Origin of the sequence: Rahnella sp. PD12R (assembly GCF_019200965.1) — a bacterium.
Lineage (GTDB): Bacteria > Pseudomonadota > Gammaproteobacteria > Enterobacterales > Enterobacteriaceae > Rahnella > Rahnella laticis.
In genome coordinates this window covers 354,531-370,224 of record NZ_JAHTMS010000005.1, presented here as the reverse complement: position 1 = coordinate 370,224, position 15,694 = coordinate 354,531, and the positions used below count along the sequence as shown (strand labels likewise).

13 protein-coding genes are annotated in these 15,694 nt (G+C 54.7%); 5 read left to right on the top strand and 8 right to left on the bottom strand.

Features of this window, described 5'->3' with window-relative positions; all coding sequences use genetic code 11:
• Nucleotides 1–112: 112 nt before the first annotated feature.
• Complete coding sequence (locus KWG64_RS12750; protein ID WP_370628663.1) at nt 113–1,408, bottom strand: cytosine deaminase; 1,296 nt, start codon at nt 1,406–1,408, stop codon at nt 113–115.
• 199 nt (nt 1,409–1,607) lie between these two features.
• Between KWG64_RS12750 and nirB the strand changes: the two genes are divergently transcribed.
• The 5 genes from nirB (at nt 1,608) to KWG64_RS12725 (ending at nt 9,148) form a co-directional block, all read left to right on the top strand.
• Complete coding sequence (gene nirB, locus KWG64_RS12745; protein WP_218522089.1) at nt 1,608–4,160, top strand: nitrite reductase large subunit NirB; 2,553 nt, start codon at nt 1,608–1,610, stop codon at nt 4,158–4,160.
• The gene (gene nirD, locus KWG64_RS12740) at nt 4,157–4,507 is read left to right on the top strand and encodes a nitrite reductase small subunit NirD (RefSeq protein ID WP_101077450.1); all 351 of its coding nucleotides are present in this window, start codon (nt 4,157–4,159) and stop codon (nt 4,505–4,507) included. Before nirB ends, nirD begins: the two co-directional genes overlap by 4 nt.
• Before the next feature lie 60 nt (nt 4,508–4,567).
• On the top strand, nt 4,568–5,950 hold the full coding sequence (gene cysG, locus KWG64_RS12735) for a siroheme synthase CysG (protein WP_218522088.1): 1,383 nt from the start codon (nt 4,568–4,570) through the stop codon (nt 5,948–5,950).
• Between the two features lie 239 nt (nt 5,951–6,189).
• On the top strand, nt 6,190–7,341 hold the full coding sequence (locus KWG64_RS12730) for a collagen-like triple helix repeat-containing protein (RefSeq protein WP_218522087.1): 1,152 nt from the start codon (nt 6,190–6,192) through the stop codon (nt 7,339–7,341).
• Between the two features lie 88 nt (nt 7,342–7,429).
• Complete coding sequence (locus KWG64_RS12725) at nt 7,430–9,148, top strand: ShlB/FhaC/HecB family hemolysin secretion/activation protein (protein ID WP_370628662.1); 1,719 nt, start codon at nt 7,430–7,432, stop codon at nt 9,146–9,148.
• A gap of 81 nt (nt 9,149–9,229) precedes the next feature.
• Here the strand turns inward: KWG64_RS12725 and trpS are convergent, their stop codons facing one another.
• The 7 genes from trpS to aroK all read right to left on the bottom strand — a co-directional run bounded on the left by trpS (nt 9,230) and on the right by aroK (nt 15,410).
• Nucleotides 9,230–10,246 carry a tryptophan--tRNA ligase gene (gene trpS, locus KWG64_RS12720; protein ID WP_152327509.1) on the bottom strand — a complete coding sequence of 339 codons (1,017 nt, stop codon included), beginning with the start codon at nt 10,244–10,246 and terminating at the stop codon, nt 9,230–9,232.
• A gap of 1 nt (nt 10,247) precedes the next feature.
• A complete protein-coding gene (locus tag KWG64_RS12715; protein ID WP_195825421.1) occupies nt 10,248–10,946 on the bottom strand; it encodes a phosphoglycolate phosphatase in 699 nt (232 codons plus the stop codon).
• On the bottom strand, nt 10,939–11,616 hold the full coding sequence (gene rpe, locus KWG64_RS12710; protein WP_152327511.1) for a ribulose-phosphate 3-epimerase: 678 nt from the start codon (nt 11,614–11,616) through the stop codon (nt 10,939–10,941). The genes KWG64_RS12715 and rpe overlap by 8 nt, the downstream gene beginning before the upstream one ends.
• Before the next feature lie 49 nt (nt 11,617–11,665).
• Nucleotides 11,666–12,481, bottom strand: a complete 816-nt coding sequence (dam, locus tag KWG64_RS12705) for an adenine-specific DNA-methyltransferase (RefSeq protein WP_152327512.1) — start codon at nt 12,479–12,481, stop codon at nt 11,666–11,668.
• Nucleotides 12,482–12,561: 80 nt separating this feature from the next.
• On the bottom strand, nt 12,562–13,620 hold the full coding sequence (locus KWG64_RS12700) for an SPOR domain-containing protein (RefSeq protein WP_218522086.1): 1,059 nt from the start codon (nt 13,618–13,620) through the stop codon (nt 12,562–12,564).
• Nucleotides 13,621–13,749: 129 nt separating this feature from the next.
• Entirely contained in the window at nt 13,750–14,832 is a 1,083-nt protein-coding gene (gene aroB, locus KWG64_RS12695) for a 3-dehydroquinate synthase (protein WP_195825419.1), read from the bottom strand.
• A 56-nt stretch (nt 14,833–14,888) separates the two neighbouring features.
• Complete coding sequence (aroK, locus tag KWG64_RS12690; RefSeq protein WP_104923635.1) at nt 14,889–15,410, bottom strand: shikimate kinase AroK; 522 nt, start codon at nt 15,408–15,410, stop codon at nt 14,889–14,891.
• Nucleotides 15,411–15,694: the final 284 nt, after the last annotated feature.

Below are 15,694 nucleotides of genomic sequence, written 5' to 3'. Positions count from 1 at the left end.
TCCCACTGATTCTAAAGAGGCTTTAGGCTCAGCGCCAGACCTTTACCTTTATTTACGCTTAAAACTAAATTGTTCAGATATTTCATAATATTACACGGCATTTATCTGAGTGTTAGCTGTTGAAATCTACCGGGTAATCTTTATCAAGATGGATGACCGTTTTTGCCGGTTCCGTTTGCGCGATGAGCCGTCCCTGACGGATGGAATAACGCACCGGCGTCTGACGTCGGACAGCATCAAAACCATTCTGCGCGGGCAGGATCACCAGGTTCGCAGGATTGCCGTCTTGCAGCGCGTAATCCGTCAGATTCATTGTTCGCGCGCTGTACGTGGTAATCAGCTTCAGGCCGTCGTCAATTTGCTGATATCCCATCAGCTGGCAAACATGCAGCCCCATGTGCAAGACCTGCAACATATTGGCGGTGCCCAGCGGATACCACGGGTCAAAAACGTCATCGTGACCGAAGCAGACGTTAATCCCCGCCTCCAGCATTTCTTTCACGCGCGTAATACCGCGACGTTTCGGGTACGTATCAAAGCGCCCTTGCAGATGAATATTCACCAGCGGATTGGCGACAAAGTTGATGCCCGACATTTTCAGCAGACGGAACAGCCGCGAGGTATACGCGCCGTTATATGAGTGCATCGCGGTGGTATGGCTGGCGGTAACGCGTTCGCCCATGTTTTCGCGCAGCGCCAGCGCCGCCACGGTTTCCACAAAACGCGATTGTGCGTCATCGATTTCATCGCAATGCACGTCGATAAGCTTGTTGTATTTCTGCGCCAGCGCAAAAGTTTTGTGCAGCGATTCCACGCCATATTCGCGGGTAAATTCAAAATGCGGGATCGCGCCGACAACGTCAGCACCCAGCTTCAGCGCCTCTTCCAGCAGGGCTTCGCCGTCGGGATACGACATTATCCCTTCCTGCGGAAACGCCACGATTTGCAGCGTAACCCACGGCGCGACTTCGGCTTTCACTTCCAGCATGGCTTTCAGCGCGGTCAGCGTCGGGTCGGAGACATCAACGTGCGTGCGGACGTGCTGAATGCCGTTGGCAATCTGCCACCTGAGTGTCTGCCACGCGCGCTGTTTTACGTCTTCATGCGTGAGCAGCGCCTTGCGTTCTGCCCAGCGTTCAATACCTTCAAACAGCGTACCGGACTGGTTCCACGCCGGCTGACCGGCGGTTTGCGTCGTATCAAGGTGAATATGCGGTTCGATAAAAGGCGGGATCGCCAGCCCGCCTTCCGCATCAAGAATATGTTCACCCTGCGCATCATTTTGTGGCCGGGAGATGATCTGGCGAACCACGCCATCTTCGATATCGATCTGCCACAATCCTTCGCTGCCGGGCAGGCGTACGTTTTTAATGGTCCGTAAAAGGGTTTTCGTCACGCGTAACCTCATCGTTATGGAAAGTCGGTTTCAGGAAGCAATAGAAGAACAATAGCCTGAAAGTGTTTATAAATCGAAAGGTTACACAAAAACCCAATGAAATCAGGCAAATACCACCTAAGGAGTATATTGGGAGCGGCTTGATTTGTATCAATACCCCCTGATACGCGCGGGTTATGTTTAGCCTCATAAAATCAAAATTGAGGCAATTATGAGCAAAGTCAGACTCGCGATTATTGGTAACGGCATGGTCGGCCATCGCTTTATCGAGGATTTGCTGGATAAAGCGGAGCCGGGTCAGTTCGATATCACGGTATTATGTGAAGAGCCGCGCGTGGCCTATGACCGCGTCCATCTTTCCTCTTACTTTTCCCACCATACCGCCGAAGAACTGTCGCTGGTTCGTGAAGGATTTTACGAAAAACACAACGTTAACGTGCTGATTGGTGAACGCGCCATCACGCTGAACCGCAAAGAAAAAGTGATTCACTCCAGCAGCGGCCGCACGGTGTACTACGACAAACTGATTATCGCGACCGGTTCCTACCCGTGGGTACCGCCGATCGCCGGTTCTGACGGCCAGGACTGTTTCGTTTACCGCACCATCGAAGATTTGCACGCCATCGAATCCTGCGCCCGTCGCAGCAAACGCGGTGCCGTCGTCGGCGGCGGTTTGCTCGGGCTGGAAGCGGCGGGTGCCCTGAAAAACCTCGGCGTGGAAACGCACGTTGTTGAATTCGCACCCGGCCTGATGGCGGAACAGCTTGATGTGATGGGCGGCAGCCAGTTGCGCCAGAAAATCGAAAGCATGGGCGTGCAGGTTCACACCGCGAAAAACACCAAACAAATCGTTCAGGGCGGAAGCTCTGCCCGCAAAACCATGGAATTCGCTGACGGTACCGCGCTGGAAGTCGATTTCATCGTGTTCTCTACCGGCATCCGTCCTCAGGACAAACTGGCGCGCCAGTGTGATCTCGAGATTGCACCGCGCGGCGGCATCGTCATTAACGACCAGTGCCAGACCAGCGATCCGGACGTTTACGCCATCGGCGAATGTGCGTCGTGGAATCAGCGTACCTTCGGTCTGGTCGCGCCGGGCTACAAAATGGCGCAGGTCACCGCAGACCATCTCCTGGGCCGCGAAAATACCTTCACCGGCGCAGACATGAGCGCCAAGCTGAAACTGCTCGGCGTTGACGTTGCGGGTATCGGCGATGCACACGCACGCACACCGGGCGCCCGCAGCTACGTCTATCTGGATGAAAGCAAAGCGTTATACAAACGTCTGGTCGTCAGCGAAGACAACAAAACGTTGCTCGGCGCGGTTCTGGTCGGCGATACCAGCGATTACGGCAATCTGTTGCAGCTGGTGCTTAACAGCATCGAGCTGCCGGAAAATCCGGACGCGCTGATCCTGCCTGCCCACGCGGGCAGCGGCGGCGCAGTGATCGGCACCGACGCCCTGCCGGAAAGCGCGCAAATCTGCTCCTGTTTTGACGTCACCAAAGGCGACATCATCAAAGCGGTTCAGGGCGGCTGCCACACCGTCGCGGCGCTGAAATCCGCGACCAAAGCCGGAACCGGCTGCGGCGGTTGTATTCCGCTGGTCACGCAGGTGCTGAACGCTGAGCTGAGCAAACAGGGCATCGAAGTAAACCATCACCTGTGCGAACACTTTGCGTATTCGCGTCAGGAGCTGTATCACCTGATCCGCGTTGAAGGCATTCGTTCGTTTGACGATCTGCTCAATAAATACGGCAAAGGTTATGGCTGTGAAGTGTGTAAACCGACCGTCGGTTCGCTCCTCGCCTCCTGCTGGAATGACTACGTGCTGAAAGCACAGCACACGCCGCTTCAGGATACCAATGACGTCTTCCTCGCCAACATGCAAAAAGACGGCACGTATTCTGTTATCCCGCGCTCACCGGGCGGCGAAATCACGCCACAAGGCCTGATGGCAATTGGCGAAATTGCAGCGGAATATAACCTCTACACCAAAATTACCGGCTCCCAGCGCATCGGGATGTTCGGCGCGCAGAAAGACGATTTACCGGCTATCTGGCAGAAACTGATTAACGCCGGTTTCGAAACCGGTCAGGCATATGCGAAAGCGCTGCGCATGGCGAAAACCTGCGTCGGCAGCACCTGGTGCCGCTACGGCGTCGGCGACAGCCTCGGTTTCGGCATCAGTCTGGAAAACCGCTACAAAGGCATCCGCACACCACACAAAATGAAGTTCGGCGTCTCCGGTTGTACCCGTGAATGTTCGGAAGCCCAGGGCAAAGACGTCGGGATTATCGCCACCGAAAACGGCTGGAACCTGTATGTCTGCGGCAACGGCGGCATGAAACCGCGCCACGGCGATCTGCTGGCCGCCGATCTGGATAACGAAACGCTGCTGCGCTATCTCGACCGCTTCATGATGTTCTACATCCGCACCGCCGATAAGCTGCAACGCACCTCGGTCTGGATGGACAACCTCGAAGGCGGCATCGACTATCTGCGCAAAGTGATTATCGATAACAAACTCGGCCTGAACGATCAGCTGGAAGCCGAACTGGAGCGTCTGCGTGAATCTGCGGTTTGCGAATGGCAGGAAACGCTGAACGATCCGGCGGCGCAGACCCGCTTCACGCACTTTATCAACAACGCGCAGCGCGACCCGAACGTCCAGTTCGTGTCAGAACGCGAACAGCACCGTCCGGCGCGCCCGGACGAACGCATTCCGGTGAAAATGATCGCCGACGGGGAGGAAGTATTATGAGCCAGTGGTTAACACTTTGTTCTGTCGAGCAAATCCTGCCGGGCTGCGGCGTTTGTGCGCTGGCGGGCGATCAGCAGGTTGCGCTGTTCCGTCCTTACGCTGATGAGCAGATTTTCGCGCTGTCGAATATCGATCCCTTCGCAAAATCAAGCGTGCTTTCACGCGGGATTATTGCGGAACATCAGGGCGAATTGTGGGTCGCCAGCCCGCTGAAAAAACAGCATTTTCGCCTGACGGATGGTTTGTGTATGGAAGACGATACGCATTCGATTCCGGCCTTTGAGGTTCGTGTTCAGGGCGGCAATGTGGAAATCAATACCGCCAGCCTTCACGCAGAAACCTGCTAAACTCCGCGCCTTTCACGCCGCCTTCGGGCGGCGTTGTTATCTGCTTTCGGGAACGTCGTCATGGATTATTTGCCCCTCTTTTGTCAGTTAAAAAACAGAGCCTGTCTGCTGGTGGGCGCCGGTGACGTTGCCGAACGCAAAGCCCGTTTGCTGCTGGATGCCGGTGCGAAACTGACGGTCAATGCCCTCACCTTCACGCCGCAATTTGAGATTTGGGCAGACGAAGGCAAAGTCCGCCTGCTGAAAGGCGAATTCTCGCCGCTGCTGGTCGATGAAAAGTGGCTGGTCATTGCCGCGACGGATTCTGATTTAGTGAATCAGGAAGTCAGCGAAGCCGCCGAGCAACGCCGCGTTTTCTGTAACGTGGTGGACGCGCCGGAAAGCGCGAGCGTGATCATGCCGTCGATTATTGACCGTTCACCGCTGATGATCGCTGTCTCTTCCGGCGGTAATGCGCCGGTTCTGGCGCGTTTATTACGCGAACGTCTGGAATCCATTTTACCGCAACATCTGGGCAAACTGGCGCAGGTCGCGGGCGGATTACGCGCGCGGGTCAAAGCGCAGTTCAGCGAGATGTCCGACCGCCGCCGCTGGTGGGAAAAGCTTTTTAATCATCATCGTCTGGCGCAATCACTGGCCAATAATGACGACGCGCAAAGCGGGCAATATCTCGAAGAATTATTCAGCGAGCCGGTAGATAAACACGGTGAAGTGATTTTGGTCGGTGCCGGGCCGGGCGATGCCGGTCTGCTGACGCTCAAGGGTTTGCAGCAGATGCAGCTGGCCGACGTGGTGGTTTATGACCGGCTGGTTTCCGACGGCGTGCTGAATCTGGTGCGCCGTGACGCCGAGCGCATTTTCGTCGGCAAGCGCGCCGGGCATCATTGTGTTCCCCAGGAACGCATCAACGAAATTCTGCTGGAACAGGCGCAAATGGGTAAACGCGTTGTGCGCCTGAAAGGCGGCGATCCGTTTATCTTTGGTCGCGGCGGCGAAGAGCTGGAAGCACTGAAAGCCGCGGGCATCGCGTTTTCCGTTGTGCCGGGCATCACGGCCGCCTCAGGTTGTTCAGCCTACAGCGGCATTCCGCTGACGCATCGCGATCACGCGCAAAGCGTACGGCTAATCACAGGCCACGCCAAACAGGACGGCGCACTCGACTGGGCATGTCTGGCGCAGGGTCAGCAAACGCTGGTGTTTTATATGGGGCTGACGCAGGCGGGCGAGATCCAACGGCGTCTGCTGGAAAACGGTCTGGCAGCACAAACGCCTGTCGCGCTGGTCGAAAACGGCACCAGCCAGCAGCAGCGCGTGGTTACCGGAAACCTGACTGACCTCGAAAATCTGGCTAAACAGGTGCAAAGCCCGAGCCTGATCATCGTCGGCAGCGTGGTCAGCCTGCGCCATAAACTCAACTGGTTTGCCAGCGAAACGCCGCAGTAACGCACCTCCCCGCCCGAAAACTCCATTTATTTTTTTAATCAATTCAGAGAAGTGATATGACTTTCACTTCTCTGCCTTAAATTATAAGAGAATTCTTATAACAGAATAAAATTCCTGAATTTTGATAATCACCCTCTTAAAACCAAAATAATCACCCCACACAAATGGAATATTCAGAATCTTCAACTTAGACTTTAAGTACGCCGACTGTGGCGTAATCTCCCGTGGAGGGTCAAATCATGCGCCATACCATTCATGTTGGTCATGTTAACAAGGTTGCTTTGGCAATCTTAGTCGCCCTGTCACTGGCTGCCTGTAGCGGCAGTGGCGGCGGCGGTTCTTCTCATACGGCAAAAACGTCCACCACCGGCTCGGCAACGACCGGAGACGGGACAACAACAGGCAGTGACGGCACCACGACCGCCGGAAATGGAACCGGAACAGGCACCACAACGACCGGTGACGGAACCACCACCGCAGGCAATGGAACCGGCACCGGAACGGGTACGGGGACAGGCACCGGGACGGGAACGGGTACCGGAACCGGATCGACATCCACCACACTCACTACCGGCACCATCCTGAGCAGTGCGGGTGGCGCAGTCAGTGGCCTGGGGACACAAGTCAGCAGTATCGCCAGCCAGACACCTGTCAGTAATATTCCGGTCGCAGGCACAGGCGTTGTGACCATTGTCGACAGCGCCGGGAATGCGGTGACGTCCGTGGGCAGCGGTATTCAAAACGGTGTCGGCCAGTTTGGCACCAATCCTAATGCTATCGGCACCACGGTCGCAGGCGTGCCAAAAGCCGTGGCTGATTTAGGTACCGGTGTATCCGGTCTTGGAACGTCCATTGCGGCTAACACCGCCGGAACGCCGCTGGGTGGCGTAACCGGTGCGACGGGCGGTCTGGTGAATAACGTCGGATCACTGGTCACCACAACCGGCAACGGTCTGGCGCAAAACGTGCAGAGCGGCGCGCTTTCCGGCGTCACGACGGCAGCGACTGGCATCGTCACGCCGGTTGTCGCCAATGTACAAACCACCACGCAAACCGTGGGCGGCGCGACCGGTTTAGGTACGCCTGTTAACGGCTTGCTGAATCAGGTGGGCGGCGCGGTCAGCTCCGTCGGGACACAGGTTTCTACCAGCACACCGGCGCTGGCGGGTCTGGGCACCGCCGTCACGGATACCGGCCAGGCCGTGTCTAAAACCGGTACGCTTCTGGTTCCGGCCAGCAGCACAACGACGACCACCGCCAGTAATTCCGGTGGTATTTCAGCAGGTGCAGGCGCTTCGCTCACACAATCAGGCGGCCTGATTGCGGGCGTCGGGACCACGCTGGGGACGGTCACCGGCGGGCTAGGCCTGAAGGTGAATAAAACACCATAGTACGTTGTTGTAAAAAGCCCGCTGTCCGGACATCCGGGGAGCGGGCTTCTCCCTCCGGGTTCCCACATTTGCCTGTGCGTTCAAAGGAATGTTTATGAGAATAAAATCCTGCATAGTGGCGTTACTGGGCTCTGTCGTTGGTTACAGTTCGGCAGACATGTTCCCTACGTTGATTGACCCGAATAACCCGGCCAAACTGGCCCAGCCGATTTCACAGCCTCCGGCTAAAACGCAAAAAATCGAACTGCCCGCACAAAAAACCGCCCCCAGCCTGACGCCTCAGACGCTGATAGAGGTGAAGCACATTCAGTTTGTCGGCGGCACACAATATCCGCTGGATTCCCTGGCCGCGCCTTTCGCTCCTTTTGTCGGCAAGAAAGTGCCGCTGTCGCAGCTACTGGCGGCCACGGACGGAATTACCCGGCGTTATCATCAGGACGGATTCGTGCTCTCTTATGCATACATTCCGGCGGATAATTTCAAAGATGGCGTGGTGAAAATCGGGCTGGTCGAAGGGTATATTTCCGGCACGCAGATCCACAGCGATAATCAGCAGGTCGGACGCTGGCTGAGCAAACTGTCGCAACACATCATGGCGGATAAACCGCTGACGCAGGATACGTTCGAGCGCTACACCCTCCTGATGGAACGCACGCCGGACACCAAAGTGACCGCCTCCGCCAACAATCCGGACAATATCTACGGCGCTACCGTGCTCAATGTGCAGGCTTTACGCCCGCGTAACTGGAACATTCAAACTGCGGTCGATACGCGCAAAGGCGACAGTTCTGCGGTGGTCAACGCCACGCTCAGCGGGCTGAGCACTTACGGCGAACAGCTGGGAATTGCGACCTTAATTCCGCTGGAAAGCGACACGCGGAAAACCTATGCCGGTCTGAACTATCAGCAATATCTCGGTGACGACGGGCTGCTGATGCAGCTTAAAGGCAGTTATTACCAGCAGAAAGACAAAGACTACAACACCATTTTGTCGCTGCCGAACGGCATCAACGTCGGTTCGCAGAATACTCAGACGCAATACAACGGCGGCGTCGTGTTCAGTTATCCGCTGGAGCTGACGCGGAAAAAACAATGGACGATCAGTGGCGGGCTGGATTATCTCGATAAAAAATATGATTACGATTTGCAGGCAAGTCTGGGAAACCAGCGCGTGCGGCTGCCGGAAGTGAACCAGCGCATACGCTACCCGGCGGCGGAGATCACACTGGCGGGTTATCGCGAATATGACCAGTCATACTGGAGCACGAAATTTAACGTCCGCCAGGGGATCGACGGGCTGGGCGCGACGAATTCCACGCCAAATGCCGATCTGTCGTTTACCCGCTGGAAATTCAACGGCGATGCCGCGTATCTGTTCGACAAAAAATGGCGACTCAGTACGTCAGTTGAAGGTGACTGGTCAGACAATGATTTGCCGGAACCGGAACGGGTGAATTTTGGCGCGCTGCATTACGGGCGCGGTTATCCGGACAGCGATGCGCAAGGCGATTACGGCGTCGGCGGCCAGGTGGAGCTGCGCTACATCCACAATCTGGAACAGGGGATCTGGCTGAAAACCATCCAGCCTTACACGGTGATCGACGGTGCGCACACCGAATTCAATCAGGCCGGATTACCGAAACAGAATCTGTCGTCTTATGCGATTGGCGTGATGTTTGGCGATAACCGTCACTACACGTTATCGGTCGAAGCCGCGCGGGCCATCGGCGATGTGCCGCTCGACAGCCACTCCCGCGACTGGCGCTACAACGCGACATTTACCTACAACTTCAGCGCCGGCTCTTAACGCGTTCTTCACCCGGTAATCCAAAACAAAAAAGCCACGTCCCGGAAGGCGTGGCTTATCATTTTCAAACAAACTCAGCGATTAAGGCGCGGTCACAAAACCGATAGCTTCATAGGCTTTTGCCAGCGTCACTTTTGCGCGCGCGCGGGCTTTCTCAGCGCCTTCACGCATCACTTCCTGCAGGTAAGCTTCGTCGTTACGGAAACGGTGATAACGTTCCTGCACTTCGGTCAGCATACCGGCAACCGCTTCAGCGACAGCGCCTTTCAGATGACCATACATCTGGCCTTCGAACTGGGCTTCCAGTTCCGGAATCGGTTTGCCGGTCACGCCGGACAGAATATCCAGCAGGTTGGATACGCCCGGCTTGTTTTTCACGTCATAACGCACGACAGGCGGCTCTTCGGAGTCGGTCATCGCGCTTTTGATTTTTTTGGACACCGCTTTCGGATCTTCCAGCAGGCCGATCACGTTTTTACGGTTGTCATCCGACTTGGACATCTTTTTGGTCGGCTCCTGCAACGACATCACGCGCGCGCCGGATTTCGGAATAAACGGCTCAGGCACGGTAAACACATCACCGTACAGCGCATTGAAGCGGCTGGCGATATCGCGGCTCAGTTCCAGATGTTGTTTCTGGTCTTCACCGACCGGCACCTGGTTGGTCTGGTACAGCAGAATATCGGCGGCCATCAGCACCGGGTAATCAAACAGACCCGCGGTGATGCTTTCGCTGTTGGACGTTTCGTAACGCGCTGATTTGTCTTTAAACTGCGTCATGCGACCCAGCTCGCCGAAATAGGTATAACAGTTCAGCGCCCAGCTCAGCTGGGAATGCTCAGGAACATGAGACTGCACGAAGATGGTACTTTTCTTCGGATCAATGCCGACAGCCAGATAAAGCGCCAGCGTATCAAGCGTCGCTTTACGCAGCTGAGCGGGATCCTGACGTACGGTGATCGCATGCAAATCGACGATGCAGTAAATGCATTCGTAATCGTCCTGCATATGAACCCATTGACGCAGCGCACCCATGTAGTTGCCAATGGTCAGTTCACCGGAAGGCTGTGCGCCACTAAATACGATGGGTTTACTCATTTTATGCTTCCTGATCTTTTAAAGATGACAGCCCCAGAGTGGGCAAAAGGTCGGCGAAATGATCCAGCACGCGATCGGGTTTCGTCAGCGCGATAGATTCACCGTAGTTATAGCCGTAAGTCATACCCACACAAGGGCAGCCCGCCGCCTGAGCGCACTGAATATCGTTGCGGGAATCGCCAACAAATACCATTTCACTGGCACGCAGACCGAGTTTTCCCAGCATCAGATAGACCGGTGCCGGATGCGGTTTTTTCACCACGACGTCATCGCCGCCAATCACCAGCGAGAAATAGCTGTCGATGCCCAGTGAGGCAAGAAGGGGCGCGATAAACGGCGTGGGTTTGTTGGTGACCAGCCCTAATGGCAGATCCAGAGCCGCCAGCGCAGCCAGCGTTTCTTTCACCTGCGGGTATAAACGGCTGCCTGAAGCGGCGGTATCGGCGTAGTAATGGTCAAACTTATCGCGTACTTTTTGCAGAAATTCCGGTGACAAATCACCTTCTGCCCAGCGAACCGCACGTTCAACCATCACGTCGGCACCGTTACCAATCCATGTGCTCAGGCGCTCAACGCCTGCGGCCGGTAAACCAAAATCGCGCAGCGCCAGATCAACCGCTTCGGAAAGGCCCGGCGCGCTGTCGACCAGCGTGCCGTCTAAATCGAACGCAATGCCGCGTGCAACAAGAGGCTCAGTCATGGGAGACCTTAGCCAGTTCACTGCGCATATGGTCAATCACGGTGCGGTAATCAGGCTGGTTAAAGATGGCGGAACCGGCGACGAACATGTCTGCACCGGCTGCGGCGATTTCACGGATATTCTCGGCCTTCACGCCGCCATCGATTTCAAGGCGGATGTCATAACCGCTGTCATCGATAATTTTGCGAACCTGGCGCAGTTTATCAAGCGTGCCGGGAATAAATGACTGACCACCAAAGCCCGGGTTGACGGACATCAGCAAGATCACATCAAGTTTATCCAGAACATAATCCAGATAACTCAGGGACGTAGCAGGGTTGAAAACCAGACCGGCTTTACAGCCGTGGCTTTTAATCAGTTGCAGCGAGCGGTCAACGTGCTCAGAGGCTTCAGGATGGAAAGTGATGTAAGACGCCCCGGCTTCTGCGAAATCCGGGATCAAACGATCGACCGGTTTCACCATCAGATGCACGTCGATAGGCGCCGTGATGCCGTAATTGCGTAATGATTTGAGGACCATCGGCCCCATCGTTAAATTCGGGACGTAGTGATTGTCCATCACATCAAAATGGACGACATCTCCGCCAGCTTCCAATGCTTTCGCCGTGTCTTCACCCAGACGGGCAAAGTCAGCCGATAGAATGGACGGTGCAATCAAAAACTGTTTCATCCGCTTCTCCAAACGATAAGGTTCCCGAAAATCACCGGCGAGCCGGCAATCAGCGATATAACGCTAAAAGTTCATTTACCATGCTGCGTTGGGCAACTTTGCTGCTGATGGTCCGGCGCGCCGAGACGCGGTGCAGCTGTTTCGCTTCTGCGTACCATTCCAGCGTCAGCGGTGTTTCATGGTTGGAAATCAGCACCGGCACATTATTTTCATGAGAAAGCTGATACGCCAGCCGCGCCAGATTGCGCTGATCTTCCATACTAAAACTGTTGGTGTGGTACGCCGTAAAATTGGCCGTCGCCGAAAGCGGTGCATAAGGGGGATCACAATACACCACCGAACCCGACTGCGCTTTCAGCAAAGTGTCCTGATAATGCTCGCAAACAAACACCGCATTGCGGGCTTTTTCCGCAAACCAGTGGAGCTCTTCTTCAGGGAAATACGGCTTTTTATAGCGTCCGAACGGGACATTAAACGCACCACTGAGGTTATAACGACAGAGGCCGTTGTAACAATGGCGGTTGAGATAGAGGAAAAGTACCGAACGACGATAAGGATCGCTGCTGGCATTAAACTCAGCCCTCAGTGCGTAAAAACGATCTGATTCATTAAACTCAGGCGTGAAAAGCACACGGGCGTCGCGTACGAATTCTTCGGTACGCATTTTCACGATGTTATAGAGATTGATCAGGTCGCTGTTGATGTCCGCCAGAATATAAGCGTCATACTCGGTATTCAAAAATACCGAACCCGCGCCAACAAAAGGCTCTATCAAACAATCTCCCGCTGGAAGATGACGTCTGATGTCATCAATCAGCGGGTATTTGCCGCCAGCCCACTTCAAAAACGCGCGGTTCTTCTTCATGCCGTCAGTTAGCTACTTATACAATTCACAGCCGCGGATTGTATCCTGTTTTTAGACAGCAAATCGCGTTGAGATCAGATTCATTTTTTCAGGTCTTGCTGTACCTGATGTACAGGTTTGACCCACGGTTTTTTCGCCTGAACTTCCGCAGGCAAGCTGGAAATGGCACGTTTAGCCTCTGCGGAAGAGGCATAATTACCACTAACCAGCACAAACCACGGCTTCCCGTCGCGGGCTGTCTGATAAACCAGATAATTTTTCAGACCCTGCTGTCTTGCAAACGCGTTCAACGTGCTGGACTGAGAAGCGCCGCTTAATTGCAGGGTAAAGTGCGAACCCGGAGCAGACTTAATCGCCGATGCGCTGCCGGAAGCAACAACAGGGGCTGAGACAGCCGGTGCTGCTGACGGATGTGTCGCAGGAGATTTCGTCGCCTGAGGCTGAGACTTCGCGGTCTGCGACGCCGTTGCCGACGGTTTGTGTTCAGCCGGTTTCGCGCTATGAGCAGGTTGGGTATTACGCGCAGGTTGAGCCGGACGGGTATGCGTTGCTGCTGGCTGAGAGGCCGCAGGCATCTGAGTCCGCGCCGAACCATTCACCGTTGCCGGTGCTGTCGGTAAAGAGGTCAGTGACTGGGCACCGGGCGTCATGCTGCCCTGCGCTACGCCATCCACCTGATTCTGCTGGGAAGATAAGGCATCGCCCATATCGCCTGGCAGATCGACACGCTCTTTCTGCCCGGTATCTGGCAGAGGCTGCGCTTCAGTCGGTGTGGAAGAAACTGGCGGTAAGCCAATGCTCTGAGGTTGCTGGCCGTTCGCCGCCTGCGCCGTATTCGCCTGAGCTTGCGCCGAAGGCTGAGCCGGAGCGGCCGCATTGTTGCCGGCAAGGTCGTTGCCCGCAAGATTGATGTCTTTAGGCCCGTTGTTCTGCTGCGCGGATGGGGTAGTCGTTGGCGACTTCATGGCGGAACCTATACCGACAATCAGCAATACCAGCACCACAATACCAATGCCGATCATCACGTACTGACGATTCACAGGAACCTTTGGAATGGAAGGAGACGGTTTGCGCGCGCGCGGTGGGCGGCGATCGCTGGTGTCTGGTTTGAGATCGTCTTCCGGTGTTAAATCATCCATCTAAAACCTCCAACCCGGCTAAAAACCTGAAACAGGTTTTACGCGGAGCAACTATCCTGACTAAAAAATAAAGCTTTGCTGGGCATTGGTAAAATCGGTCGTTATATGGCCAAAATCATGGCCGCAGTCTTAACGGCAATCTTCAATCGAAGCCAGCACCATTTCATGCGATACGCCGGAGCGCACTTCAGACTGACCAATTGCTTTAGGTAAAACCAGACGCAGCTCGCCAGCCAGTACTTTCTTATCACGCATCATGTGCGGCAGATAAGACTGCGCTTCCATGACCTGCGGGCCTGCAACCGGTAATCCCGCGCGGGTTAACAACGCTTTGACCCGGGCGATATCCCCCAGGCTAAATTGCCCGAGGCGATGCGCGGTATAACACGCCATCACCATACCTGCCGCGACAGCTTCGCCGTGCAGCCAGTTGCCATAACCCATTTCCGCTTCAATAGCATGGCCATAAGTATGGCCCAGATTCAGTAAGGCGCGCATGCCGTTTTCGCGTTCATCGGCAGCCACAACCTCAGCTTTCAGCTCGCAGCAACGACGGATGCAATAAGCCAGCGCGTTCATATCCAGCGCCAGTAATGCGTCCATGTTGTCTTCAAGCCATACAAAGAAATCGGCATCCAAAATAATGCCGTATTTGATAACTTCCGCGAGACCCGATGACATTTCACGGGCAGGCAGCGTTCGCAGACAGTCGAGATCAACCACCACCGACGCAGGTTGATAAAACGCGCCGATCATGTTTTTTCCGAGTGGATGGTTTACCGCCGTTTTACCGCCGACGGAAGAATCAACCTGAGACAGCAACGTGGTTGGCACCTGAATAAAGCGCACACCGCGTTGATAACTGGCAGCAGCGAAGCCGGTCAAATCACCGACTACGCCGCCACCAAGGGCGACAAGCGTGGTATCACGTCCGTGCGGCTTTTCGAGCAGCGCGGAAAACACGTCATTCAGAACAGTCAGGGATTTGTATTGTTCACCATCAGGCAGTATCACCTGATCAACACGAACGCCTGCCTGCTCCAGAACTGAACGGATAGCGTCCAGATAGAGAGGAGCAAGCGTTTCATTGGTCACTATCATGACCTGATCGCCTGCCTTTACCGGCATAAAAGAAGCCGGATCGTGGAACAATCCGGCAGCAATCGTAATGGGGTAGCTACGCTCCCCTAACGTTACGGTAATCCTCTCCATGTCGTGCTTTGTAACCTTTTTAGCTGACACCCTCAGGCAATGATTGGAACCAATAATCAGTTACTTTCCAGCATGTTAATAATCTGGTTAGCAACGACTTTGGCGCTTTGATCATCGGTACGAATAGTGACGTCGGCAATCTCTTCATACAAAGGATTGCGTTCCTTCGCCAGTGCTTCAAGCACTTCACGTGGCGGAGCACTCACTTGTAATAATGGACGTTTTTTGTCGCGTTGTGTACGCGCCAGTTGTTTTTCGATGGTAGTTTCAAGATAGACGACAACGCCACGCGCTGACAAACGGTTACGGGTTTCACGTGATTTAACGGAACCCCCACCAGTTGCCAGAACAATGCCCTGTTTTTCTGTCAGTTCGTTGATCACTTTTTCTTCGCGGTCGCGGAATCCGTCTTCGCCTTCTAAATCAAATACCCAGCCCACATCAGCTCCGGTACGTCGCTCAATTTCGTGATCGGAGTCGAAAAACTCCATATTGAGTTGCTGAGCTAACTGTCGACCAATAGTGCTTTTGCCGGCACCCATAGGCCCAACCAGAAAGATATTGCGTTTCTCTGCCATGTTTTTCGGTATTACTAAGACAATTCGTTGATGATAACCCGCCCCGCCAATCAAATTAGCGGCGGGACCTAAACTGAAACCTCATGAGCGATATAGTGCGAGATCAGAAAAAAATTATCTCAACACTCTTGGTAGTTTGGCAACCGAATAAATCACTTTGCACGCCGCAGGAGGGAAACCGTACGTTTTTATCGGCGTGTCTGTCGTAATAAAAAGATCACGGTGCTCAATTCGGTAACCCTTGTAAGCTAAATCGACCGCAGCGTCAAACTCAGAAGTCTCTC